General features: G+C 56.3%; 21 protein-coding genes. 12 read left to right on the top strand and 9 right to left on the bottom strand.

From position 1 onward, the window contains the following. The first annotated feature begins 21 nt into the window (after positions 1 to 21). Positions 22 to 837 (top strand): sulfite exporter TauE/SafE family protein, encoded by an 816-nt coding sequence (locus KQI65_17220; protein ID MCB2206489.1) that lies wholly within the window; start codon positions 22 to 24, stop codon positions 835 to 837. Positions 838 to 902: 65 nt separating this feature from the next. Continuing rightward, the gene (locus KQI65_17215; GenBank protein MCB2206488.1) at positions 903 to 1,259 is read left to right on the top strand and encodes a DUF1634 domain-containing protein; all 357 of its coding nucleotides are present in this window, start codon (positions 903 to 905) and stop codon (positions 1,257 to 1,259) included. Positions 1,260 to 1,368: 109 nt separating this feature from the next. On the opposite strand, the gene KQI65_17210 is transcribed toward KQI65_17215, so the two are convergent. The 4 genes from KQI65_17210 to KQI65_17195 form a co-directional block, all read right to left on the bottom strand. Then, complete coding sequence (locus KQI65_17210; protein MCB2206487.1) at positions 1,369 to 2,220, bottom strand: hypothetical protein; 852 nt, start codon at positions 2,218 to 2,220, stop codon at positions 1,369 to 1,371. Continuing rightward, positions 2,220 to 4,361, bottom strand: a complete 2,142-nt coding sequence (locus KQI65_17205) for a hypothetical protein (GenBank protein ID MCB2206486.1) — start codon at positions 4,359 to 4,361, stop codon at positions 2,220 to 2,222. Before KQI65_17205 ends, KQI65_17210 begins: the two co-directional genes overlap by 1 nt. A gap of 39 nt (positions 4,362 to 4,400) precedes the next feature. Beyond that, a complete protein-coding gene (locus KQI65_17200) occupies positions 4,401 to 6,608 on the bottom strand; it encodes a cytochrome b/b6 domain-containing protein (protein MCB2206485.1) in 2,208 nt (735 codons plus the stop codon). Between the two features lie 199 nt (positions 6,609 to 6,807). After that, the gene (locus KQI65_17195) at positions 6,808 to 8,298 is read right to left on the bottom strand and encodes a NapC/NirT family cytochrome c (GenBank protein ID MCB2206484.1); all 1,491 of its coding nucleotides are present in this window, start codon (positions 8,296 to 8,298) and stop codon (positions 6,808 to 6,810) included. Between the two features lie 120 nt (positions 8,299 to 8,418). On the opposite strand from KQI65_17195, the gene KQI65_17190 reads away from it, so the two are divergent. Together KQI65_17190 and KQI65_17185 are read left to right on the top strand one after the other, a co-directional pair. Further along, entirely contained in the window at positions 8,419 to 8,931 is a 513-nt protein-coding gene (locus tag KQI65_17190) for a putative molybdenum carrier protein (GenBank protein MCB2206483.1), read from the top strand. A 4-nt stretch (positions 8,932 to 8,935) separates the two neighbouring features. After that, positions 8,936 to 9,520, top strand: coding sequence for a DUF3365 domain-containing protein (locus KQI65_17185; protein ID MCB2206482.1), 585 nt, complete (start codon positions 8,936 to 8,938; stop codon positions 9,518 to 9,520). A gap of 23 nt (positions 9,521 to 9,543) precedes the next feature. On the opposite strand, the gene KQI65_17180 is transcribed toward KQI65_17185, so the two are convergent. The 5 genes from KQI65_17180 to KQI65_17160 all read right to left on the bottom strand — a co-directional run bounded on the left by KQI65_17180 (position 9,544) and on the right by KQI65_17160 (position 14,707). Further along, positions 9,544 to 10,224 (bottom strand): hypothetical protein, encoded by a 681-nt coding sequence (locus KQI65_17180; protein ID MCB2206481.1) that lies wholly within the window; start codon positions 10,222 to 10,224, stop codon positions 9,544 to 9,546. A 148-nt stretch (positions 10,225 to 10,372) separates the two neighbouring features. After that, entirely contained in the window at positions 10,373 to 11,902 is a 1,530-nt protein-coding gene (locus KQI65_17175) for a DASS family sodium-coupled anion symporter (GenBank protein ID MCB2206480.1), read from the bottom strand. A gap of 20 nt (positions 11,903 to 11,922) precedes the next feature. Next, positions 11,923 to 12,702 carry an alpha/beta hydrolase gene (locus tag KQI65_17170; protein ID MCB2206479.1) on the bottom strand — a complete coding sequence of 260 codons (780 nt, stop codon included), beginning with the start codon at positions 12,700 to 12,702 and terminating at the stop codon, positions 11,923 to 11,925. A gap of 25 nt (positions 12,703 to 12,727) precedes the next feature. Continuing rightward, positions 12,728 to 13,627: a fibronectin type III domain-containing protein gene (locus KQI65_17165; protein ID MCB2206478.1), complete on the bottom strand. Its 900-nt coding sequence runs from the start codon at positions 13,625 to 13,627 to the stop codon at positions 12,728 to 12,730. Positions 13,628 to 13,789: 162 nt separating this feature from the next. Further along, on the bottom strand, positions 13,790 to 14,707 hold the full coding sequence (locus KQI65_17160; GenBank protein ID MCB2206477.1) for a fibronectin type III domain-containing protein: 918 nt from the start codon (positions 14,705 to 14,707) through the stop codon (positions 13,790 to 13,792). Positions 14,708 to 14,902: 195 nt separating this feature from the next. On the opposite strand from KQI65_17160, the gene KQI65_17155 reads away from it, so the two are divergent. The 8 genes from KQI65_17155 to KQI65_17120 all read left to right on the top strand — a co-directional run bounded on the left by KQI65_17155 (position 14,903) and on the right by KQI65_17120 (position 24,582). After that, the gene (locus KQI65_17155; GenBank protein ID MCB2206476.1) at positions 14,903 to 16,864 is read left to right on the top strand and encodes a T9SS type A sorting domain-containing protein; all 1,962 of its coding nucleotides are present in this window, start codon (positions 14,903 to 14,905) and stop codon (positions 16,862 to 16,864) included. Positions 16,865 to 16,967: 103 nt separating this feature from the next. Further along, positions 16,968 to 17,996 (top strand): glycosyltransferase family 9 protein, encoded by a 1,029-nt coding sequence (locus KQI65_17150; GenBank protein MCB2206475.1) that lies wholly within the window; start codon positions 16,968 to 16,970, stop codon positions 17,994 to 17,996. Between the two features lie 2 nt (positions 17,997 to 17,998). Further along, positions 17,999 to 18,835: a glycosyltransferase gene (locus KQI65_17145; protein MCB2206474.1), complete on the top strand. Its 837-nt coding sequence runs from the start codon at positions 17,999 to 18,001 to the stop codon at positions 18,833 to 18,835. Continuing rightward, entirely contained in the window at positions 18,832 to 20,655 is a 1,824-nt protein-coding gene (locus tag KQI65_17140; protein ID MCB2206473.1) for an ABC transporter ATP-binding protein/permease, read from the top strand. Before KQI65_17145 ends, KQI65_17140 begins: the two co-directional genes overlap by 4 nt. Beyond that, positions 20,652 to 21,857, top strand: coding sequence for a hypothetical protein (locus KQI65_17135; protein ID MCB2206472.1), 1,206 nt, complete (start codon positions 20,652 to 20,654; stop codon positions 21,855 to 21,857). The genes KQI65_17140 and KQI65_17135 overlap by 4 nt, the downstream gene beginning before the upstream one ends. Position 21,858: 1 nt before the next feature. Beyond that, positions 21,859 to 22,083: a hypothetical protein gene (locus tag KQI65_17130; protein MCB2206471.1), complete on the top strand. Its 225-nt coding sequence runs from the start codon at positions 21,859 to 21,861 to the stop codon at positions 22,081 to 22,083. Positions 22,084 to 22,207: 124 nt separating this feature from the next. Continuing rightward, a complete protein-coding gene (locus tag KQI65_17125) occupies positions 22,208 to 22,435 on the top strand; it encodes a DUF2795 domain-containing protein (protein MCB2206470.1) in 228 nt (75 codons plus the stop codon). 77 nt (positions 22,436 to 22,512) lie between these two features. Next, positions 22,513 to 24,582: a BamA/TamA family outer membrane protein gene (locus KQI65_17120; GenBank protein MCB2206469.1), complete on the top strand. Its 2,070-nt coding sequence runs from the start codon at positions 22,513 to 22,515 to the stop codon at positions 24,580 to 24,582. The last annotated feature ends 6 nt before the right edge of the window (positions 24,583 to 24,588 follow it).

Here is a 24,588-nt window from a genome sequence, read left to right as displayed (position 1 = left end):
TTTCTCATCAGCCTCAACGTCATGTCACCACTGCTTTTTCTGCTCGTCGTGCTCTCCGGTGTGGTCACCGGAGTGCTGGGTGCGCTGCTGGGCATCGGTGGGGGAGTGTTTCTCATCCCGGTGCTGGTGCTGGGATTCGGACTGCCCATGCATGAGGCCGTGGCCGCCAGCGTGGTGACCATCATCGCGACGTCGAGCGCCACGGCGTCGGTGTATGTGGATAAAGGGATCAGCAACATCCGCCTCGGGATGTCGCTTGAAGTGATGACAACGATCGGGGCTGTGCTCGGGGGACTCACGGCGAACTATCTCTCGGGGGATGCGCTGCAGAAAATCTTCTCGCTTTTTCTGCTCGCGATGGGACTGCTCATGTGGAATAAAACCCGCAAGAAGAATCAGTCCGCCGTCTATGTCAATCCCGAAGCCTCCATCCAGGGCAGATTCTACGACGAAGCGGAAAAGAAGGAAGTGCACTACAGCGTGCGCCGACTGCCCGCGTCCATGCTTTCCTCAATCATCGCGGGGAACTTGAGCGGACTGCTTGGTATCGGCGGGGGACTGATCAAGGTGCCCATCATGAATCTCGTCTCAGGCGTCCCCATAAAGGCCGCCACCGCTACCAGCAATTTCATGATCGGTGTCACCGGCGTGGCCAGTGCCTTCATTTATTTCTCCTACGGACATGTCAATCCGCTCTATACTGCGGCTGCCGTCCTCGGCGTCCTTGGCGGCTCTCGCCTCGGCACTATCATCGGCGCAAAGATTAAAAGCCGTACCGTGGTCGCGGTTTTTATCGTGCTGATCTTTGTCGTCGCGATACGGATGTATTTCGGATGATTGAAGAATGGAAAAATGGAAAATGGAAGAATGGAAAGATCAATAGTTAGAAGGATGCTTTTGAAGTGAAGCAGGAGAGGATTGTTAGCAGGACGCTGATGGGGGGGATAGTGGTGAGCGGGACGCTCATGCTGGTGGGCTTTCTGCTGTACGCGTTTCAGCCGTCCTATCACGCTGACGATGTACCCATGGCTTCATGGGAATGGATGAGGTCCGTTGCCTCCGGTGGCACGGGCGCGTTCCTCTCCAACCCGTTCATCTTTCTCTACGCCGGCATCCTCGCCCTCATGACTACTCCCATCATCCGCATCATTATCACGGCATGGACCTTCTGGTGCGAAGGGGATACCCGGTACGTCTGGATCTCCCTCATCGTGCTGGTGGTCATCGGAATCAGCATCACGTTCAGCATCGTGCATTGAAAGATGGAAGAATAGAAAAAATGGAAACATGACCATCACAGTCATATTTCCATTCTTCCATTTTTCTATTGTCAGCCACCTCTGAGGCGGCGAAACGGCTTCCGCGGCCCTAACGGTACGCGAAAATCATGGCGTACACAATCCAGATGACCGCCATGAAGCCCGTGGCCAGGGCGGCCCAGGCGAAAACGCGGATGGCGCGAATGACGACGGGGGGATAGGGTTCGACGAGATGGTCGGCGAGCTTGCCCTCGGCTTTCAGTTTTTCGAATTCTTCGGGCTTGTCGAGCTTGAGTTCGTGCACGGGCATGCGGCCAGTGAAGACCACGAGATCCATCGGGAATTTCTCGGGACGCAGATGCGTGTTGAAAAAATGCACCGTGAAAATGAAACCGGTGGCGAGCAGGGCTTCGTCGCTGTGGATAATCGTCGCGACGTTCAGCATCCAGCCCGGCATGAAGTTCGTGAAGAACTCGGGGAACCAGAGGGTGAGTCCGGTAGATCCGATCACGAATATTCCCCAGAACACAGCGAAGTAATCGAACTTCTCCCAGTAGGTCCAGCGGCCGTACTGGGGACGCTCGCCGCGTCCGAGAAACCACTTCATCGATCCGATGAAGTCGTCAAGATCCTTGCGCTTGGGCAGCATGCTGTTGGGACCGAAAAGTAACCCCTTCCAACTTCCGTATTCGCGGCGCTTGTTGACCGTGAGATCGTAGACATGCGTTGTGAATATGATGAACATGATCACGGCAGCGGCACGGTGGATATAACCGGCGAACTGGAAGCCGCCGAAAAGATGAGAGAGGAGCACCGCCCATCCAGTGTAGGAAAACTTCAGCGTCATACCCGTGAGCGCCAGGCTGATGAAGCTGATGATCATCAGGATATGCAGCAGGCGCTCGAGACGTGTGAATCGGCGGAAATGTTTCTCGGTTCTAAAGGTGGGAGTCTGGGCCATTACTGGTCGTCCTCCTTTCTTTCATCTGTATGTTCGTCTTCGTTGTCTGTTTCGTTGTCCGCGGTTGCATCCTTCTTCCTGGCAGCTTCTTCCTCAGCTTTTCTTCTCTCGCTCGGTGGTGTGGGCGCGATGGTTTCGCTCCATGCGATGTCTTCGACGGACTCTTCCGCTTCGCGCTCCATTTTCTGTAACTCCTTACGCCAGCGAAACGCGCGTGGCAACCAGAGAATAGTATGTGTTCCGCCGAGGATAAAGGTAACGATAAGCAGAATGGTCATGCCCCAGAATGCCCAGTACAGATAGGGATACTTGTCCGGATCATGATGCGTGGCATGCGAGAGATAGCCGGCGAACTGTCTGTTGGCCGATGGATGGCATTTCTTGCAGGTTTCGACCACGTTTTGATGGCTCAAATGCGACTTTGGATTGGATGGCGGCAGGATATCATGCGCACCGTGGCAGTCGTAGCATTTTGCCGTCTTGGTATATCCCAGCTGCGAAACCTTGCCGTGATATGTGTCGAAGTAGGTTTCGGCAATGTGTTCGTGGCAGCGGCCGCACTGATCCATGATTTCCAGTTTGAAGCCGCTTTCGTCGGATCGGCGTATGGTATGCGCACTGTGGCAGTCGTTGCAGGTCGGCAGCTCCTTGTCTGTATCGTTGACGAGACGGCTGTGGATGCTCTGTGCGAACTGCTCCTCAATGCCGTGATGGCATTTGCCGCAGGTGGTGCTGACGTTTGCGTGATTTACGCTTGACCTCGGGTCGGAACTCGGCTGTGTGTCGTGTGCAGTGTGGCAGTCCGTACACTGCGCGGTGACGACGAGACCGCTCTGCAACAGACCCTTGCCGTGTATACTTTCAATATAGTGGCTGACGACATCCTCGCCATCCTTCGTCCGGATCGCGCCCTTTTGTCCCGCTCGGTGACATTCGCCACAGAGCATGGGGACACGCGTGGGGAAGGTACGGGAGTTCGGATTATTTTTCCCGAGTATGCTGTGCGTTCCGTGGCAGTCGAGGCAGGAGGGGGCGTCCGGGTCGTTTTTCGCCGCCATCACACCATGGATGCTCTGGTTGTAGTGGTCTACCGTCTCCGCATGACATGCAGCACAGTCGACCTTGCTCGTAATGTTGTCACAGGGACGCGTATGCGAGTTGTTCACACCTGAGTGACACTGGCTGCAGGCGACGCTGACGTGGCGTGAGTGTCCAAGATCCTGGTAGTTGACGAACATCGAGCGTCCGTCAGCAGCGCGGAGATTCGGCTGCTGGTGACATTCGAGACACTGCGCGTCCGCGGTCCCCTGATCATAGAACACGTTGCGGATCTTATGCGGCTGGTGGCAGTCTACGCAGGCCGGGAGCAGATGTGGCTGCTTTTCCCACAATTCGCCCTTGATCACCTTGACATGTACCTCCTCGATCTGTGCGTGACAATTCGAGCAGGTCTTCGCGATGTTGCGGCGGGCGATACTGGAGTTGGGATCCGTATGCGGGAGAATCTCATGCGCGGTATGGCAGGAGATACAGGTGGCCGCAACAGTGAGTCCTTTCTTCAGCAACCCTTCTCCGTGAATACTCTCAGAGTAGTTCTCGAGGATGTGATCCTGGTGAATTTTCCGCTGTCGCTGCACCGGCGAACCTTCACTGTGACAGCTGCCGCAGAGGAAGGGGATGTTCGCTGCGCGGACGGGGGAAGCAGGATCCTTGACATGCATGATGTTATGTGTACCGTGGCAGGTGGTGCAGCGGGGAGCGAGCGGGTCGCCACGCTTGATGGCCTTCCCGTGAAGGGAAATCGCGTGCTTCTCCTGCACTTCACCGTGACAGGTGCCGCAATCCACGGGTTCGAGGTCTTCGTCATGCGGTAGATCGTCAGGGTCGACGTCGAGATGACAGATCGTGCACTCGAATTCTCCGTGTACGGAATTGGTGATTATTTTTTCGTCGACGAAAACCGAACGGGTTCTGCCGTTGACCTCGCCCTTGAGATCACGGTCTTCATGGCACATGTAACAGTTGTCGTTGTCCTGTGCCTGGAGCTGTGTTGGAACAGCAAAAAACGCGAGGATCGCGCAGGCCGCAAATGCGGCCCGCGAGACCTCGCGCAGAGAAGGGATGATGAAATTTTTCAGCATGCGGATAATCCGGTGCTGCGGGACAGGGGAACGACGGATTTATTCCGGATCTACCGGGATGTCGATCATGTCGTCCTGCGCACCTTCCTCCTTTCGTTTTGCACGGATGCGTTCAAGTTCGAGAGGATGTTCATCTTCCATTTCCTCTTCCGTCAGTGTGCCCTTGATCCATGCGAGGTTCATCGGGTAGACGTCAGGATTGAAGATGACGAAGTAGATATGCCAGACCAGGATGGCAAGCATCGCAAGCCAGGCTTCGTAATAGTGAATCGTACGGGAGATGTCATAACCGAGCTTCGTGAAAATACCGAGGAAGAACTCGTCGAACCACATGATGATGCCAGTGGCGCCCATGACGATGTTTCCCCAGACAAGAGCCCAGTACTCAGACTTCTCGATATAGCTGAAGCGGTCAAACTTCGGCTTTTCATCCGAGAAACCGAGGTTGTATTTGAGAATACCGACGGCATCGGTGGCGTCTTTCCATTTCGGAAGCAGGTCTTTGAAGAGTTGTCGTCCGCGCTTCGTCCCGGCCAGGTAGAAAATATGATAGAGGCTGGCTGCGATAATGACAACACCGGCGATGCGGTGAATCACCGAGCGCGCGTCGAAGGCGCCGGAGCTCACTTCACGAATCCATGAAACCCACCACGCATCGGGGAAGCGCAGCATGAACCCGGTGATGACGAGCAGGATGAAACTGACCAGCAATGAACCGTGCTGCAATCGTTCATTGAGCGTCATGCGAACGTGCATGCGCGCGCCACCGGCACTGTGATGCGGATAATGTCCGCGACGGGTTTTCAGCTTGTGCGTGGCCTTGCGCCGGAAATCGAGCAGGTTGTGCGCAAGCATGCCGCCGATGACCACCACGATGAGGATGATGTAGATATTGGTGATCCAGAACACGATCGGACTGTCTTCCTCATCATCCTCCGTCACGTGAATCTTGCCCGTGGCAAAACGGACGTTGGCATTGGGATGACAGCTGCCGCATGTCGCGACGAGATTGGCCTTGTTGATGCGGCTGTTCGGATCACTCGAGGGCAGGATGTTATGCACTCCGTGGCATGATGCACAGTTTGCCACCTGGGTGCTTCCGCCCTTGAGGGCGAGTCCGTGATAGCTGTCTTCGTAACTCCGCGTCTGCTTGGTGTTGAAGCCGTATTTCTCGGAGAACTGCAGCGAACTGTGACAGGGACTGCACACCTGCTTTGAAACGTTCTGCGCGGCAACCGGGGAATTCGGATCGTTGGTCGGAAGGATGTTGTGCTCACCATGACAGTTGATGCAGGTCGGGGAATCAAGATTTCCCTTCGCGACCGCCTGCCCGTGAATACTCTTCTTGTACTCGGCGGCGATTTCCGTGTGGCACTGCCCGCAGTCCTCGGCCACATGCATCTTGTGCGTGCGGGAATCCGGATCGTACGAACGCTTCATTTCATGGCTGCCGTGGCAATCGACGCAGTTCGCCGCGTCGCCGTTGCCGCGTGCCAGCGCCATGCCGTGCACACTCTTTTCATACGCCATGATGAAACTGGCGGTGGGCGCCATGCGGCTGCGCACGTCCTCGTTGTCATGATGACATTCGAGGCAGAGTTCTTCCTGGATACGCTTCGTCTCGAGCTTGCTGAGCTTGCCCTTGTGACCGGTCACGTCGCGGGAGTGACAGTTGATGCAGGTCGGCGCACCCTTCACGTCAGCTGCCAGGGCCTTGCCGTGTTCGGACTTGCTGAATGTCGCGACGACGTCGGGGTGACACTTGCCACAGGCTTCCGCCATGTTCGTGGCGTGGAAGGGGTTTTCTTCGCTGTCGAGCGGCAGCACGTTGTGCTTGCCGTGGCATTGCTTGCAGGAGGCATCGAGCTTGCCCTGCGAACTCGCAAGACTCAGCTGCACGGCATGGAACTGATGGTCCATGACGGCGTCCTGGTGACAGCTGGTGCAGCGCACCGGGGTGATATTTTCCTTATGCGGCAGTTCCTCCGGATCAAAACCGGTGTGACAGGAAACGCAATCGAGATCCGCGTGCGGTGATTTTTTCAGCACGGCAGGATTCGCGTAGATGGAGACGGTCCGTCCGTTCTTCTCCATCTCGAACTCGGGGTCGTTGTGACACATGAGGCATTCCTCCGCCGACTGTGCGAACACGGTGGCCGGAAAGAGGAAAATCATGAGGAGAAGGAGAGATGCGGGGATCAAAGTCTTTTTTGCAGGCATCGAATGGGCCTTGGGTGGGAGGTGCATGTGTGTTGCCTGGTCAGATGTGCGATATACTATTGTTTTTTCACGAGTGGCAATAGTTGGTAAGGGAAACTATTGCCATCCCAAATTGGCAAAAATCCACATATAAATCCATAGAAAAACAGGGTTTTTTTTATCCACGGATTTCAGGAGATCAAGACCGGAATACGGAATAGGCCAGGGCCTGCCATCGCCGGATTTCTCAGATCCCGAGATGGCAATCCGAGCAGGGTACTTCTTTCCATGCCTCGTCAATATTTGCCGGATGCGTAAATGGCATGCCGTTTTGATCGCTCACGGTTGCGCCCGGAGGACCCTGAGTGACGATGGTATGACACAGGTTGCAGTCATTGGAAATGACTTCGCCGTCTTCGGTGACATGTTTGTTGTCGTGACAGCGGAAACAGCCGACGTCATACATGTGACCGATATTGTTGGGATATCCCTTCCAGCTGACGCGCATGGAAGGAAAGAAGTTTCGTTCAAAGATGCGCTGGATTTCCACGATACCGCTGTCGACCTCGGCGCCGCGCTCGCGAAGCACCTCAGGTGCATGCGTGCGATACTCATCCTTTACAATGTCTGGTATGGTGGTAAGCGCTTCTTCCAGCGATGCGTATTCGCGCGTCAGTGCATGAGAGGCGATGGCGCGGATGTTGGGGAGGGTGCTCGCAATGCGCTCGCCGGCCATGGCATCGTTGATGGTACGGAAGGGAGGATAATAGATGTGCGATGGACGATTGTGGCAGTCGATGCAATCCATTTTGCGGGTTTCAAATTTTTCGAGGTCCGTGTCTCCATACTCGCTGTCCTCGGCGCGGAATACCCGGGTGACACCATCGAGGTCTGTGGATTCCACCCAGGGGATTTCCTGCCTCTTTTCGTCGACGGCGATGTAGCGGACCTTGTTCTCGGTGTTCATATGCCAGTGAATACCTTCGGTGGGACCCAGTTCACTCTGTCCACCACCGATTTTGAGCATCATGGTGATGCGCCAGGGCTGCGCATCGACTGTGTCGATCGGGAAATAAATTTTCTCCAGCTTCTTGTCACTGCTGAACTTGCTCGGCCAGTGGCAATGCTCACAGGTCTCGCGTGCGGGACGCAGATTCGCAATGGGGGTCTCGATCGGACGGCTGAACTTGTTGAAGATCACGGAGTATACCTGGTAGGCGCCGGATATCTTGGCCTTGACGAACCAGTCCGCGCCCTCACCGATATGGCATTCGGCGCAGAGCACACGCGCGTGAGGGGAATGCTGATAGGCCATGTATTCCGGATGCATCACCTCGTGACAGACCTCGCCGCAGAATTCCACCGATTCCGAGTAATTGTACGCCTGATATGTCCCGGCGGCAGACACGACGATAAGCAGCATGGTGCCAACAACAAAGACCATCACCGCGGCGCGATGCGTGGGCTCGTTGAGGTCGATAAGCATGTATTTGCGCGTCTTCCCCCCATGCTTGCGCAGTCTCCGTTTTTCCATCCATACACCGAACGGCACCAGCAGCAGTCCAAGGATCAGGATGCCCGGGATTATCATGTAGGTGAAAATCCCCAGGTACGGCGAACTCGTGTAACCCATGACATCCATGACGAAGAACACGAGTATGGTACCGAAAGAGACGAGTGCGATACCGACGCCGGTGAGACTTATGGGATTATAAACGGAGGAGGGAAGTTTGGGCATTGATAGGCTCTTATTTTTGGTGGACTTGCTCATAATATGATTTTATGATATTCGCGTCAAGAATTCCCTGTATCCTGTTTCCGTTGCAATCGTTCATGCTCTTTTGTAGTATTGCATATCATGCAGCCTGATAGTTACCGCATTATTTCCGGGGGACAGACGGGGGTTGATCGTGCCGCGCTCGATGTTGGCGCACAGCTGGGTCTCCCGACCGGTGGCTGGTGTCCCAGAGGACGGCTTGCGGAAGATGGACAGGTGCCCGCCGCATATCCTCTGGAGGAAACGCCTTCCGATGCCTACGAGCAGAGGACAATGTGGAATGTGCGTGATGCCGATGCCACGCTGCTGCTCGCGGTCAGTGCTCCACTTACCGGAGGCACACTCTTTACACAATCCGTCGCCGAGGGTATGCAGAAGCCGCATATGACAGTCATTCTCGATGATGCGACCTCACTTTCGATGACGGCAGAATGGCTGCGAAGAAACAGGACACGTGTGCTCAACGTCGCGGGTCCCCGCGAAAGCTCGCATCCGGGGATACAGCAGAGGGCCAGTCAGTTTCTTACCGAACTCTTCCATCTCTGGATAAGCCGGGAAGAGAATCCCGATATGGATTTACAACAAAAGGATTGAGATCATGCGTATTCTGACAATCCTGGCAGCCACGATGCTGCTCGCCGGCTGCAGTGGCAATACTGCATTGGATGAAGGAAAGCAGCAGCAGGCGGAGGCGAAAGCTCGTGATGCTGCTCAGGAACTTGCTGGAACGTTAATGGGGGAAGTGCAGAAGGCGATGAAGGAGAACGGTCCTTCGGGAGCAGTTCTCGTGTGCGCAGAAAAAGCGCAACCGCTTACAAATGAAATTGCTGACAGGTACGGTGTCACGCTCCGGCGCGTCACAACCAAACCCCGCAACCCTCTCGATGCTCCGGATGACTACGAACAGAACATCCTGGCGCACTTCGCATCGATGCAGGAAAAGGGGACGTTGGACTTCAAGACCACACATAGTGAAACTGTCACGGAAAATGGTATCCAGGTACTGCGTTTCATGAAACCCCTCACGATCAAGAAACCCTGCCTTGCCTGTCACGCTGCAGCCGAAGAGCTGGATGCGAACGTACGCCAGGCCCTGGCCGACCGTTATCCTGATGATCAGGCAACAGGCTACTCCGCAGGCGACCTGCGCGGCGCCATCAGTGTCACCGTGCCGCTGCAGTAAGTCGCTCAAAGACAAGTATCCGGTCAGAAGTTGAAGGTGAAACCGATCAATGATTGGAACTGGAAGCTTCCGTACTCCCCGAATCCCCACAGTCCCCGGAAATTTGCATCGATACTGCCATGCTCGTAGCGAAGCAGCTGGAAGTTCACCGAACCCAGCATGGTGGGGACGATCTGCGCTTCGAAAATATTTCCCTCGATAGTCAATTCCTTGTCTATGCGTCCATACAGGTACTGTACACCGGGACCGAAAATCAGGGTGAAACGACTGAAGGGACCAACAGCGAGAATGGCGTTCGCTCCGAGACCCCATAACGTCTCAACCGCATCGACATCCGTATCCTCACCTGGATAGTACACCTCCGGGTCCTCCGCCAGCCAGCGCTTGTAGACACGGTAATACGTGACTTCCGCTCCGAGCCAGACCCGCAAGCCGAGCGTGTCGAGTTCTACCATCCCCTGTAAACCTGTGGCGAAGCCGCCTGCCGATGTCAGGTTGGTGCCGTCGTACATGTCCTGCAGCACATCCGCGGGATTATTCATGGAGTTGTACCCGGCAAGCACCTGCACGTTGATGGGGACGTTTTCTTTCTTGGTGCGCTTCAGACGGAAGCCGTCCTCCTGCGCAAACACGTTCGTGATGCTGCCGAAAAGGAAGAGAAGGGTCAGGAGTAAAAGGCTGGTGACGTTCTGTCGCGCGTTCATTGCTGATCGCTTTGATGAGACAATGCGGTTCTGGACTCAATTTGAGCCTTGCTGCAACAATATCCAAGACCACGGGAGTTCAAAAACAGGTCCCTCCTCGCCATGGAACATTCCACTGCAATTCCCGCTGAGGGGAACCTGACTGCAATCAACGCACCCAGGCCGGCAGACTGTCGAAGCTGATGGAGAACACGGCTGTCCCGAGCAGATACATCATGACGGTGACGAGTGCGACACCGATCAGGTTGAGAACGATACCAGTCTTCGCCATCGTCCTGATACCGATCCATGGCGAGGAAAACACGATGGCATTGGGAGGGGTGGCCACAGGGAGCATGAAGGCGAAGGAAGCATTGAGCGCGGCGGGCAGCATGAGCAGCATGGGGTGCTCGCCCAGGCTCACGGCGGCGGCGGCCATGACCGGGATCAGAATACTGGCTGTCGCGGTATTCGAGGTCAGCTCTGTCAGAAACGTCAACAGCAGGCAGGTGAGCAGTATCATTCCCCATATCGGTATGTCCTGCAGTTGTGTCAGCGCGCTGCCGAAGTACCCGGTGACACCGCCCTGCTGCATGCCCTGCGCGAGGGCGAAGCCGCCACCGAAAAGCAGGAGGATGCCCCAGGGAATGCCGCGCTGGATTTCATGCCAGGTGAACAGCGGACGACGTTTCTCCCCGGGAAGGAGGAAGAGCAGCACGGCTGCTGCCATCGCAATGGAAGTGTCGGTGATGTCGGGCAGCACGTCGGTGAGTCCGGGAATGCGCAAGCTGCCGATCTGCAGAGGAACGCGGAATATCCAGCCCGCAGCTGTCAGCAGGAATACTGCGAGAACCAGGCGCTCACTGCGTTTCATTGTTCCCATCTCGAGCAGAGCAGCTCTGATGCCTGTTCGTTTCTCGCCTGCGATGCGTACGTGCTGCAGTCTCGTGGTCGGGAGTACACGTATCAGAAGCAGCCAGGTGAGTGGCAGGAAAATCAGGACGATGGGGATGCCGAAGAGCATCCACTGCACGAAGCCGATGGGAGGAGCCTGGGGATACAGCTGAGAAAGCACGCCCGCCAAAACGATGTTCGGTGGCGTTCCGATAAGCGTACCCACGCCGCCGATGCTCGCCGCGTAAGCGACGCCGAGAAGGATGGCGACGGCGAAGCGGGGGAAAGAGGTGTCTGCATCGTCGGGGCGGACCTGCTCGATCACAGCGAGGGCGATGGGGAGCATGAGCATGACGGTCGCGGTATTGGAAATCCACATCGAGAGAAAAGCCGTGGCGAGCATGAAGCCGAGGACGAGACGTGCGGGACCAGATCCCACGATCAGGATGACGCGGAGCGCGATGCGGCGGTGCAACCCGCTGCGTTCGACGGCGAGGGCGAGCACGAATCCGCCAAGAAAAAGAAAGACAAGAGGATGTGCGTACGGAGCCGCGGCATCAGTGACGGACATCATGCCGAAGGCGGGAAAAAGAAGGAGTGGGAGCAGCGCGGTGACGGGAATGGGCAGGGCTTCAGTCATCCACCAGACTGCCATGAGTGTGGCAGTGGCGAGCACCTGCTGTCCGTGGATTCCGAGCGCCTCCGGCATGGGAAGCAGCAGGATGACGGCGAACAGTGCAGCGCCGAGGAGGAGTCCGGTTCCGCGCAGCACTGCAGGGGACTGAAGACTCTGCGCCTGGGGCATGGCAAATCACGTAACGTTCGTTACATCAGGACATATCGCTGAATGAAATCCCGCACCGCGGCATTGAAGCGCACCGGCCTTTCGAGGCAGCTGAGATGTCCCGCATGCGGGAGCAGCTGTAATTCCCCGTTCCTCAGCACTTCCTTCATCCCTTCGGATTCGACCGGAGGGATGAGTGTGTCCTCTCCGCCTGAGATGACACAGACGGGCAGGACAGTCTCGGAAAGCGCATTGAATGAGTCGGGCCGAGCCGCCATGGCTTCCAGCATGCCAGCACTGCCTTCGGGGGTGGCGTGCTGAAGGATTTCCTCAACGCAGCGCACAACGTCCGGTGCGGAGGAAACGGTGGTTTCTCCGAGCAGTTTCCCGAGCATCTCATCGCGCAGATCCTGCATACCGCCTTCACGAATGGCCGCAGCCTGCGTGGATCGATTCAGTTTCGCTGCTGGCGTATCAGCAGTGGCGCGAGTGTTGGCAAGTATCAATCCTGCAAGCCGGTCCGGATGCCGCCGGAGGAGGGAAAGCGCAATGTACCCACCCATGGAACATCCGCAGGCGACGGCGCGGTCTATGCCACGGTCGTCGAGAAGTTCGACAGCCATATCCGCCGCGTCATCGAGTGAGAATGCATCGGGAAATTCCCCACCTCTGCCGAAACCCGGAAGATCGTAGGTGAGGACGCGGTAAAAGGTACTCAGATCCCGGCGCTGTGCGCGCCACATGCTTGAATTGAGCGGGAAAGCATGGATGAACAGCAGCGGGAGCCCGCTGCCGTCATCCGTGTAAAATGCTGGTAACATGGAAACAATGACCTGTTACTGAATGCTATTTCTTTGCAAAGGGCACATCCGCGACATGCTGATACGACACGTCGAACTCGAGGTAACGATCCGCACCCGAACCCTGCACCATACTTCCCGCGGCACCGCGTTTGACCAGCAGACGGAAGTACAGGTACTTGTTGTTGCGGCTCAGACGGCCGTAAATGACCTTGCCCGCGCTGACCTGGGCGCTGGTGATGCTGATATCGTGCTTGCTGTACGTTGCCGTACTCGGTGCGGTGGTAGCGAACTGTTCGTCGAGATCGTCCGCGTCATAGGAAACGGTGGAAAACTGCGTCTCGAGTCCCTCATTGTTCGCGGCGTCGGGACTGACGATGCGGAGGAAGTTGGATGTCGTATTCGGCGCATCGACATAGAGATCTCCGCGATCACGGAACTCCTGTCCCGCCTGGGGAATGACTTCCGCGATACCGCTGGCGTTGAAAAGGTCAACAGCACTGTTGAACGTGCTCGACGTCGTGGCATATACGCGAATTGGATCGCCGGTCTGATTCACATAGCGGCGGATGGCCGGTGCCCATTCGATGGCGACGGAGGTCGGACTCTCCTTGTCCTGCGTTGTGACGGCCCAGATGGTAAACACATAGCGCGTGCCGTTGAGCAGTCCGGTGACCGTATGACCATCACCACGGGGTGCATTGACGACTGTTGATGTGTTGTCGTCTTCATTCTTGACGTTAATCTTGTACCCGCCGAAATTCTCCTGTCCCTCGCTCGAGGAAGGATCCCAGTGCAGGATCACGGCTTCATCGGATGAGGAGGCGCGGACATTTGTCGGGGCCGCAACATCAGGGTCGACCGGTTCATTCGTCGATTCTTCATCACATGCACTGAAAACGACAAGCAGTGCGACAATCATCAGAATGCGGAAACGCTTTTCCATCGTCATATTCTCCGTTGCTGGTGAATGCCCACTCATTCCGCGTGGGAAGAGGGGCGGCTACAGTGATTAATGCGGAAAGATAGAGAATTTCATGGCAAATGGACAGTAAGAAAAAAGGCCGTTCCGAAGCGGAACGGCCTTTTTTCATCCCTGACGGGAAGATCAGTGCTTGGCGAACTTGTTGTTCGGTGCATTCTGGAAGGAAACGACCATCTCGAAGTAGCGGTCGTTGCCGGTGCCCTGCACGAGGCGTCCGTTGCTGCCCTTTTTGACCAGCAGACGGAAGTAGAAATAGTCGCTGCCACGAACGAGGCGGCCCCAGTAGACCTGTCCCGCGCTCACCTGGCCGTTGTCCGGCATAATCTCACTGAGCGTGTAGCTGCTGGCTGCAGGGGCTTCAGTTGCGAGCTGGTCGTCGAGATCATCGGTCGCTACTGATGCCTGCGAGGAGAACTGCGTCTCCATGCCCTGGTTGTTGGCTTCGGCAGGACTCATGAGCTTCAGGACGTCGGTGTCGCTTGCGGCATAGACGTACAGGTCACCACGATCCTGGAATTCCTGTCCCGCCTGCGAAATGACTTCAGTCATACCGTTGTCATTGTAAAGATCGATGGCGCTGGGCTCGGTGGCGGAGGTGGTGGCATACACGCGGATGAGGTTCCCACCGTTGTCGACGGCATTGCGGACAGCAGGGGACCAGTCAATCTGTGCGAAACCGGTGCTCTCCTTACCCTGATCGGTGAGGGAACGGATGGTGAAGGTATAGATCACGCCATTGGTGAGTCCGTCGATACGAACGCTGCTGATTCCCGCACCAGCCGTGATCGGCGTACCGGTCTGGTTGGTCGAGGTGTTCAGGATGGTGATGCTGTAGCTTCCGAAATTGGTAGCGGATTCGTCGATGGACGGTGTCCAGCTCAGGAACACGGCACCATCATCGGAGGCGGCCATCAGATTGGTCGGTGCGGCGACTGCAGGGTCGGTGTCGACCGGGTTATCGCTGTTCTCGTCGCAGGCGGTGAATGCCACGGCAACCAGGATCGCGAGCGCGAACATCTTGAGAACATTGAAATGCTTCATTGATTATCCTCTGTGATAATTGATGTGGATTTGTGTGATCGTATTTCGTTATCAGGCTCGTATCTGCTTCAACAGATCGCCACGGACGATTGTTCCCGTGTCCGGCGGTGAATCAGATTGAAGCACACGGTTGAAAACCGTACTTTCCTCTGTCCCGTTGCAATGCAGATTATTTTTAAATATACGGAATTTTCCATGAGAGTTGCATTCCTTTTCGCAGTGCTGTTGCTGCTTGGCTCGCCGCTTGCAGCCCAGGTGCCGCAACTGCGAGAGATGATACAGAATACACCGGACACTCCACATCGGCAGTATCCGTCGACGGGCAGATTCGTTTTTGATGCTCCGGCCTTTGCTCGCATACAGGGCCTCCCACAGGGCCTCCCGCAGGGCCTCCCGGTGGATATTCAGGGCCTCCCGGTGGATATTCAGGCAGAAGACCTGGTCGTGGGTTTCCCCAATCCGAACGAGGTGCGGGAAATTACCTCCGACCTCGATGTCGATGGCAATGTCATCATCGTCAACAACGGGAAATTACGTGTCAAAGAGGCACGGCTCCGCGTGCGCGGCAACGTGCAGGTCGTGGGGAATGGAGGCTTTGAAGTGCAGAGCGGACTCCTTGAATTCCAGCAGGAGTACGTATACCAGTTCGGTTTCGTGGTCACGAACACTGCGAGCGTCTGGTTCAATGACGCCACGGTGCAGACCGGCGGGTATAACATCAGCTGCGCTCTCATCGATACTGCTGCCCTGCGTATTGACGGCAGCAGTTTCGGGGGCGGCATCATGACGACGACCGTGAGCGGTCACGCACGCGTGGATGCAACAGGCAGTGAACGCGTTGGGGAACTTTTGTTCTTCGATTCGACCACCGGTGTGTTCAACGGATGCGACGGACTCCTGACCTGGGTCACGCTGCCTGAAGGCTGCACACTCGATGCGCAGTTCCCCGGAACCCAGGTGCTCGACAGCTGGAGTTTCCCCGGAGATGCCGGGAGTCATTCCGGATTCGACTTCAGCCTTTCCTACAATGGCTGCACAAACCTGCTCTGGGGATTGATGCTCGAACCCGGCTGCGAGGCTACGCTGCGCGACTCCGATCTGCTTGCCGTGGGCGCATTGTTTCGCGGCAGCGGTTCAGGGGTGGTGAACGGACTCGTCAACCATGGCATCTCCAGCAGCTATCATTATCCCGTGCAGGACCGCAATGTGCAGTTTGAAGGTTGCTCGGTGCAGATCTGGAATCTCTATGCGCTCGATTCCTACCAGCTTTCCATCCGCAACAGCATCATTGGCGAGGTGCTCGCCATGGGGAATTCCGATGTCGCATTGCAGACCACGATCTGCGACGGGACCGGCGGCTATCTCGGGACGCAGGACCAGGCGAGGATGACACTGATACAGTCTTCGGTTACGGCGCCGGTCATCGCAAGAGATCAGAGTCAGCTGACACTGCTCTTTTCCTCTGTGCAGGGCAGTATTCCCCGCGCCGCGGACAACGGTGTGATCGCGCTCTTCCATTCAAATTTCTCGGATCTTCCCATTGTCGATCCCGAAGCCGCTGCCTTGGTGATGGGCATTGACGATCCCTCGCAGGCCGAGGTTGATGCAGACGTACCGCTTCGTGGCAGCGTACGTTTTCTGCCTGGCGACGCTCTGCCTATCCATTTTGTGTCCTTCTGGTTCGATGCGGCACGCGTCGATACACCGGACGAACTGACCTACGTCTCCCAGCCCTCCATACGTGAGCGCTTCCGCGATACGCTGGGTGTGTGGGATACGCGTGAACATGTTCCGGGCAGTCATTACGTAACACTGCACATGAGGATCAGCACCGGCGATACCATCAGTCTGCCCGCGACCATAATGCTCACCGAATCCACTGTCGGAATTGATTTCCCGGCATCGCCACGCATTCTGCAACTCGATGCATGGCCCAATCCGCTTGTCACCGGCGCCCCGCTGCAGCTGGAACTCGGGGGTGCCGATCGGGCAACGCTTACCGTCGTCGATTTGCTGGGACGTGTGCAGCACAGCATCACGCTTCGGTCGGGACAGACGCAATCCCTGCCACTGGACGATCTTTCCCCGGGCGCATATACACTCTATCTGCAGACGCCGAAAGGTCAGCTGACACGGCAGTTGCGTGTGCTGCGGTGATCCCATTGGAGACGCACAGAACCACAGACGCGCACAGAACCACAGACGCGCACAGGACCACAGACGCGCACAGAACCACAGACGCGCACAGGACCATGACCACATGAAATTTCCCGCGAAATCCATACTGGTGATTCGCATGAGCGGCATCGGCGACGTGTTGTGGACGACGCCGCTGCTCGCAAACCTGCGTCGCGCATACCCGGATGCGCATATCGCCTACGTAGTACGCACTGCCAGCGCTCTCGTACTCGAGAACAATCCCGATGTGGATGAGCTCCTGCTGTTTGAAGACGAGCGCATTCGCTGGCAGCTGGGATTTTTGCGCCGTCTGCGCCGCAGACACTACGATCTCTCCATTGATCTTATCTGTTCTCCCGCCACGGCTATTCAATCTGTTGTCAGCGGAGCACGCACACGCATCGGTTTTGATTTTCGCGTGCGGGAAAAACTTTATAACCACCGGCTTTCTGCGCGTGAAGCCAATGCGGGACATGAAGTGGAGTTCAATCTCTTCGTGCTTCGCTACATGGGGATACCCGAAGTGACCACAGATCTTGTCTGGAGGGTGTCCGATGACGAAGCTGCGCGGGCAGGAGAGTGGTGGGAAGAGAGCGCTCTGCGAGGTGATTCGCGCGTGATCGGATTGATTCCGACAGGCGGCTACCCATCGAAAAAATGGCCGCTGGACCACTGGATCGAACTCACGCAGCACATGGAATTGAAGGACCGCCGTTTCCTCGTGTTCTGGGGGAGCGATGCGGAGCGCCGGGATGCAGAGGCTATCGCGCGTGAGAGCAAGGGACGCGCTGTTGCCGCACCGAAAGGCACGCTGCGCAACGCCGCGGCCCTCATGCAGCGATGCGCATCCATCGTCGGCAACGACAGCGGTCCCACGCATATCGCAACCGCATTGCAGAAACCCGTCGTTGCCTTCTATGGTCCTTCCGACCCCCGAAGCCAGGGTCCATGGAGCAAGAAAGCGCGCGTGCTGCAAATCGACGACGTTGAAACGCGATGCTGCCGAAAGCTTGAATGCGCGGATCCTGTCTGCATGTACGGCATCACGGTGCAGCGCACCGCGGCAACGCTGCGTGCCCTGGAAGCTGAGCACAGTGCGGTGGGAGCGTAATCATGCAGGCATCCGTCGTTATCGCCGTGTACAACAAGCCGGAATCGCTGCAGTTCCTGCTGGAGGCTTATGCGCAGCAGAGCATGCGGGAGTTCGAGATCATCGTCGCCGACGACGGCTCTGGTCCCGAAATCGAACGCGTTGTAGCAGAGGCAAGGGCACAGCACGCGCTGGAGCTTCAGCATCTCTGGCATGAGGATGACGGGTGGAGGAAAAATGTCATGCTCAACAACGCCGTGCGTGCGGCGCGCACCCCGTATATGATATTTACCGATGGCGACTGCCTGCCGCATCGCCGCTTTGTCGAAGACCACGTCCGATACAGTGAAGAGGGACGTTACTGCTGCGGCAGACGCGCGGAAATGAGCGCACGATGGACCGCCCGGCTGACGCTGGAGCGGGTGCGAGAAGGGATGTATCAGCGTATCGGACTGTCGGAGTGGTGGGATGGCATCACCGGACGGGCGCAGCGTGTGGAAGACGGACTGCGTTTTGAAAGTCCCCGCCTCAGGAACATATTGCATGCTGCACCGCGCGGCATGCTCGGCAGCAATTTCTCCGTACACCGCCAGGCGCTTGAACGCGTCAACGGGTTTGACGAGGTATATGACGGACCAGGTTGCGGGGAGGACAGTGATGTTCAGCTGCGGCTTGACCGCGCAGGGTACACCTGCAAATCACTGCGGCACCTGGCAATACAGTATCACATGTATCATCCCGCGACGCGCGTCCCGCAGCGCTGCCTCGATCGTTTCGCTCAGGTTCAGGCGGGGAATTCCATACGCTGCAGCCGTGGACTGCGGCATGAAGATCCTTCATCCGACGGACAACATCCTTGAAAATCATTCTTCGCATACTTCGCCACATCCTTCCCTACAAGAAGAACCTCGGGATTGCTTCCGTTTCCATGTTCTTCTCCGTCGTCTTCAACATGGCGACCGTGGTGCTGATCATTCCGTTCATCAACATTCTGTTCGAAGACACCTACCCTGTCACGGAGCCTGTCCCTGCGTTCTCGCTCGAGACCATAAAGCCGTGGGCGCTGACGCAGATGAATAATCTCATGGCGTCCACCGATGCGCTCACCGCGCTCAAGGCGCTGTGCCTCATGATTGTTGGTGCCTTTGTTTTCAAAAATCTCTTTTCCTATGCGCAGACCTGGTTCATGGCGCCGGCAGAGCAGGGCATTATCCGTGATTTGCGGCAGTTCCTGTTCGAGCACATGAACCGTCTTTCCCTCAGCTATTTCTCCGAGGAAAAGAAGGGAATGCTCATGTCGCGCATCATCAGTGACGTGCAGCTTGTGAACGACAGCGCCATTGCGGTGGTCAACAGCATGTTCCGCGATCCACCACAGATCTTTGTGTACACCCTTACCCTGTTCATCATCGACTGGCAGCTCACGCTCATTGTTTTCGTGCTGCTCCCAGTCACGGGCTTCGTCCTTGCGAAAATCGGCAACTGGGTACATCGCGAGAGCGACCGCCTGCAGGAGTCCATCGCGCGCATCACCACCGTACTCGACGAAGCACTCTCGAGCATGCGCATCATCAAGGCGTTTCGTACCGAGCGTTTTGAGGTCGCCCGTTTCCGCAAAGAGAACGATCAGTATTTCCAGACCTTCGTGAACATCAAGCGGCGCAGGGAGCTGGCCACACCCATTACGGAAATTCTCTCCGTGCTTGTCGTCGTGGTGATTCTCTGGTTCATGGGTGATGCCATTTTGACGGGACGCAGCGACATGAGCAGCGGCATTTTCGTTGCCTACATTTTCGCCATGCTGCAGATGATGCAGCCTCTCAAGTATTTCGGACAGACCATCAACCATGTCGCACAGGGCGTGGCGGGAGCGAAGCGGGTGTTCGGTGTGCTCGATATCGACCCGCGCATTGTCGACAGCGAGAACGCGCAGGATGTCAACGGTTTTCATGACAGTATCAACTTCCGCGACGTGCGTTTCCGGTATGATACAGGTGACCAGATTCTGAATGGTATTGATGCGGAAATTCGCGCCGGGGAAGTCGTCGCCATTGTTGGACCGAGTGGGACCGGGAAAAGTACGATGGTCGATCTCGTCCCGCGTTTCTACGATGTCACCGGTGGCTCGATAGAACTTGACGGGAAGGATGTGCGGGATATCCGTGTGCATTCACTGCGGAAGCTGATGGGTATCGTTACGCAGGAAACCTTCCTGTTCAATACCACCATTCGTGAGAACATCGCCTACGGGGAGGATGAAATCGATATGGATCGCGTGATCGAATCTGCGCGCGCGGCCAATGCACATGACTTCATCCTTGAGACCCCGGACGGATACGATACCACGATCGGTGACCGCGGGGTCAAGCTCTCGGGTGGTCAGCGGCAGCGGTTGTCCATCGCACGGGCCATATACAAAAATCCCCCCATTCTCATTCTTGACGAAGCGACATCCTCTCTCGACACCGAGTCGGAAGTGCTTGTGCAGAAGGCTATCGAAAACCTGATGCGCGGACGCACATCCATCGTTATCGCGCATCGCCTGTCCACCATACAGAAGGCGGATCGCATCTATGTGCTCGACGCCGGCCGCGTGGTGGAAACAGGGAAGCATGAGGAATTGCTGCGCAATGAGGACGGTTTGTACGCGCGTCTCTATCAGATGCAGTTCCAATTATGATCGAAGCATGGCGGCGCAGCGCCGCACAGGATCTGCGTCATGCGTTTCGTGGCAGTTGGCGTGAACGGGCGATATGGATCACATCGCTCGCAGCCATCGGCACGCTGATGTTTTCCATCGCCATCGCACAGGCGGCCGTGCTGCTCGCCGGGCTTTTCTGGGGATATCATCAGCTGCGCGGGGGGAGCTGTACCGCGCGACGTTCGCCGCTGCTGTATCCTTACGCGCTGTTCGTCCTTGCCCGGATTGCAGCCATCCCTTTCAGCATCGACCCCTCGATCAGCGTCGATGCGTTGAGGACGGAAATTTTCTTCTACGTTTTCTTCTTCGTCCTCCTCTGTGCGCTGGATGCCCGGCGAGAGGACCAACTGCGTGTGATTCTTTATCTGCTCGTCCTTGCCGGACTGCTGGCTACCGTGGCGGGATTTATCCGCATGGGACTCGGTATGGACGCGCGGCTTACCTCGACGACTGCGGGCTATTATACGCTGGGTGGTTTTCTGGCAATCATCTATGCCATGAGTTTCTCGCTGGGGAGGCGGAAAGATATTTTCCCGTCACGCGTGATATGGCTTGTCATCTGTGCCATCCTTCTTGTGGGACTGCTGTTCACGTTCAACCGTCTGCACTGGGTGGTAGCGGCGGTGGCCACGCTCGTGATCGGACTGCGCAGGGAGCGGCGTATCGTGCTGGTTCTTACCGCGCTGGCGCTGCTGCTTCTCATTACCGTTGAACCGCTGCAGCACCGTTTCCTCCAGCTGCTCAACGCCGGTTCGAATCTGTCGGGAAGGGACGTCATCTGGCGCGGTGCCTTCATGCTGATCGGTGAGCATCCCGTGACGGGATTCGGTCTTCGCACTTTTCATGAAATCTTTCCGCTCTTTGATCAGTTGATAGATAAAGGAGTGGGCAGCTGGCACAACGACTACCTCCAGGTGTATATGGACAGCGGATTGATGGCCCTCGTGCCCTTCCTCGCTGTATTCGGAACAGCGACCTGGATGGGTTGGCGAAACTGGAAAGCCTGGCCACAGGGCAGTTTGCAGCACGATCTCAATACCGCTGCGATAATCGGGCTGCTCGGCTTCGCGATCGGCGGAGGCACGCTTGATTCGCTGCTTTCGATTCTGTTTCGTACCTTGTTGGCCCTGATTGCCGTCCTCTATGCGGCGAAACCGTTGCTGAGTGCAACTGAGAGGTGACATGGCAACTCGAAAACACATCGGCTCTGAGCAAAATTGCGGTGGTGAGACGTATCCGCAGTTCTGTGACTTCAGCTGTCCCCATGCGGATTTCAGTGACCCGAGTGCGGTCGGTGCGTGCCGACGCGATATCGGCGTCTGGTGCCGCAAGGCGGGCCGCCTGCATAACAAAAACACCCGATGCCTCTTTCACCGTGGCGATCGCGAAAGCGCAGGCACTCCGTGAGAAAATCGCCCTTGACAAAGCTTGGCCCATTCGCTATAATTGGCGCGGTGTCTCATGTAATCGTTGCACCGACGAATCTCATGAGTCAATATTTTTTTTACTCTAGCACCAGGAGAATTACACAATGATATGGACCATGGAACTCGCTTCCTGGCTCGACGATGCACCTTTCCCCGCAACACGAGATGAATTGATTGATTACGCAACGCGCATTGGTGCCCCATTGCAGGTGATCGAGAACCTTCAGGAACTCGAAGATCCTGATGAAACTTATGAGTCCATCGAAGACATCTGGCCTGACTATCCGGTGGATGAAGACTATTTTTACGGTGACGAGGAAAACGACTATTAATTGTTTTGCAGCCACCCACAGCGAGCACACTCTGGAGTAACCCGAATAGTATTGCAGCCCGGCATTTCGCTGGGCTGTTGCGCTCATTGTGTCTGTTCCTTCCTGCCTTCCTGCTGCTCCCCGCATCCTCCTTCGCACAGCCAGATCCCACACGCTACGATTCCATCCTCGTCGATGAAGTACTCATCGAAGGAAATGAGAGCTTCGATGACAGTGAACTGCTGATCAACCTGCAGACACAGGAAACACCGTGGGGATTTTTCAGCTGCCTGTACAACAATATCGGCGCACGCTTCCCGCTGGCGAAGGAACCGCAGTTTTTTGACTACCCGGCATTTCAGGACGATCAGAAAACCCTCCTCACGTTTTACCGGAACCACGGGTTTTTCAACGCGAAGGTTGAAGGCAGCTATACACGACTCGAGGATGATGACGGCATATTCGTGAAATTCATCATTGATGAGGGCGCGCCTTCGATGATCGATTCGATTGCCTATCGCAACCTCGACAGCCTTCCTGCCGGGGTGCAGGATGAGGTCCTTTCGGACCGCCTGCTTGTTCCGGGACGCCGATACAACGCGGCTGATGTCGCATCGGAACGCGGCCGCGTTCTCTCCATTCTCGGGAATACGGGGTATCCACGTGCGTTTTCAGACAGCATTCTCGTCGAGCGGAAACTTTCAAACAACAACGTCGTGATTAAGCTGGGCTTCCATCACGGTCGCCGCCTCTACTTCGATGGCATCTCGGAAAAAATTATCGGAGTGAATGAACTCAACCTCGCGCGGCAGATCATTTATGACCGCCTGGATTTCAGGACGGGCGATGTGTATTCCAAGGCCGCGCTGTATGAAGGACAGGTGAGCCTCAATCGCCTGGGAGTTTTTTCCTACGTCTCGCTCACGCCTGATTTGCCCCCGATCGAGAACCGACAGGATTCACTTGTTCGCATCCAGCTGGAGTTGGCTCCACGCAAGCGATTCGAACTGGCCCCCGCCGTGATCCTGAACAATCAGCTGCGTGGTCTGACGACGGGTGCTGAAGTGTCCTTTCTCATGCGCAATGTGTTTGGCGGGGCACAGTCGCTGACCACACGTGTCAACTACCTCGGCAGGATTGGAGACTTTGGACGGGACTTTACGAAAACCTACCTGAGCACCTCGCAGCTGACATTTGAACAGCCGTACCTGTTTTCAAACAAGAATTCTGCAATTTTTACATCTTCATACAGCCTGGTCGCAGAACAAAATCTCGCGCGCGGCAGCATCATTCAGTTCGCTGTCGGTGCCAAGCGCTACTTCAGTCCATCGCTGATCGGTGATGTGACATGGACGTATGAAATCTCGGAATTCACCGGCGACGCGAAGGCGCTGCTGGGCAGGGGCCTGATCAATATCGATACGACGGAAACCATCAATTTCCGTAACAGTATTCGTGGACTCTCACTCCAATACGACGTTACCGACGATCTGTTCAATCCCACAGGCGGCTATTCGCTGAAAGGCCTATTCGAGGAAGCCGGGTATCTCGAAGACCTCGGTATCAGTCCCCTCCCGCAGAACGATGCCGCGAAGGGAATACGCTCCACCGAGTACGTAAAGCTCGAGGGACTGTTCCGCTACTTCGCGGACATGTCGGCGAATGAGACGACGATTTACGGTTTCAAATTCCGTCTCGGCGGCATTTTCCGATACGGAAGAAGCAAGGAGGAAGATCTCCCGGTACCACCGAACCGCCGCTATTATGCCGGAGGCGCATCGAGTGTGCGCGGATGGACCTCGCGGCAGCTCGCTTCGAATCCCGAACTGATCAATATCGGGAGTAATGCCCTGCTCGAGCTGAGCAGTGAGTTCCGCTGGCATCTCTGGCCGGACGCCGGGAACTGGCTGGATGGATTCTGGCTGGTGACCTTCGGAGACGCAGGCAATCTGTGGGAGGAGTTCAACCAGATCGCTGTGCGCGAAATTGCCCTTGCAGTGGGTTTCGGAATACGCTACAACATGTTTATCGGTCCCATTCGCGTGGATTTCGGTATGAAAGTCTACGATCCTTCGCTGCCGGGGTATCAATGGTTCTACGAAAAACGTCTCTGGGGTGACGTGGTACGGAAAGGGGTGTTTCAATTCGGTATCGGCCACGCATTCTGATTTCAC

It is taken from the genome of bacterium, assembly GCA_020444325.1.
GTDB lineage: Bacteria > Bacteroidota > Ignavibacteria > SZUA-365 > SZUA-365 > BM516.
Note: the sequence above shows the minus strand (reverse complement) of the source record. Positions and strands in the feature narration are given on the sequence as shown.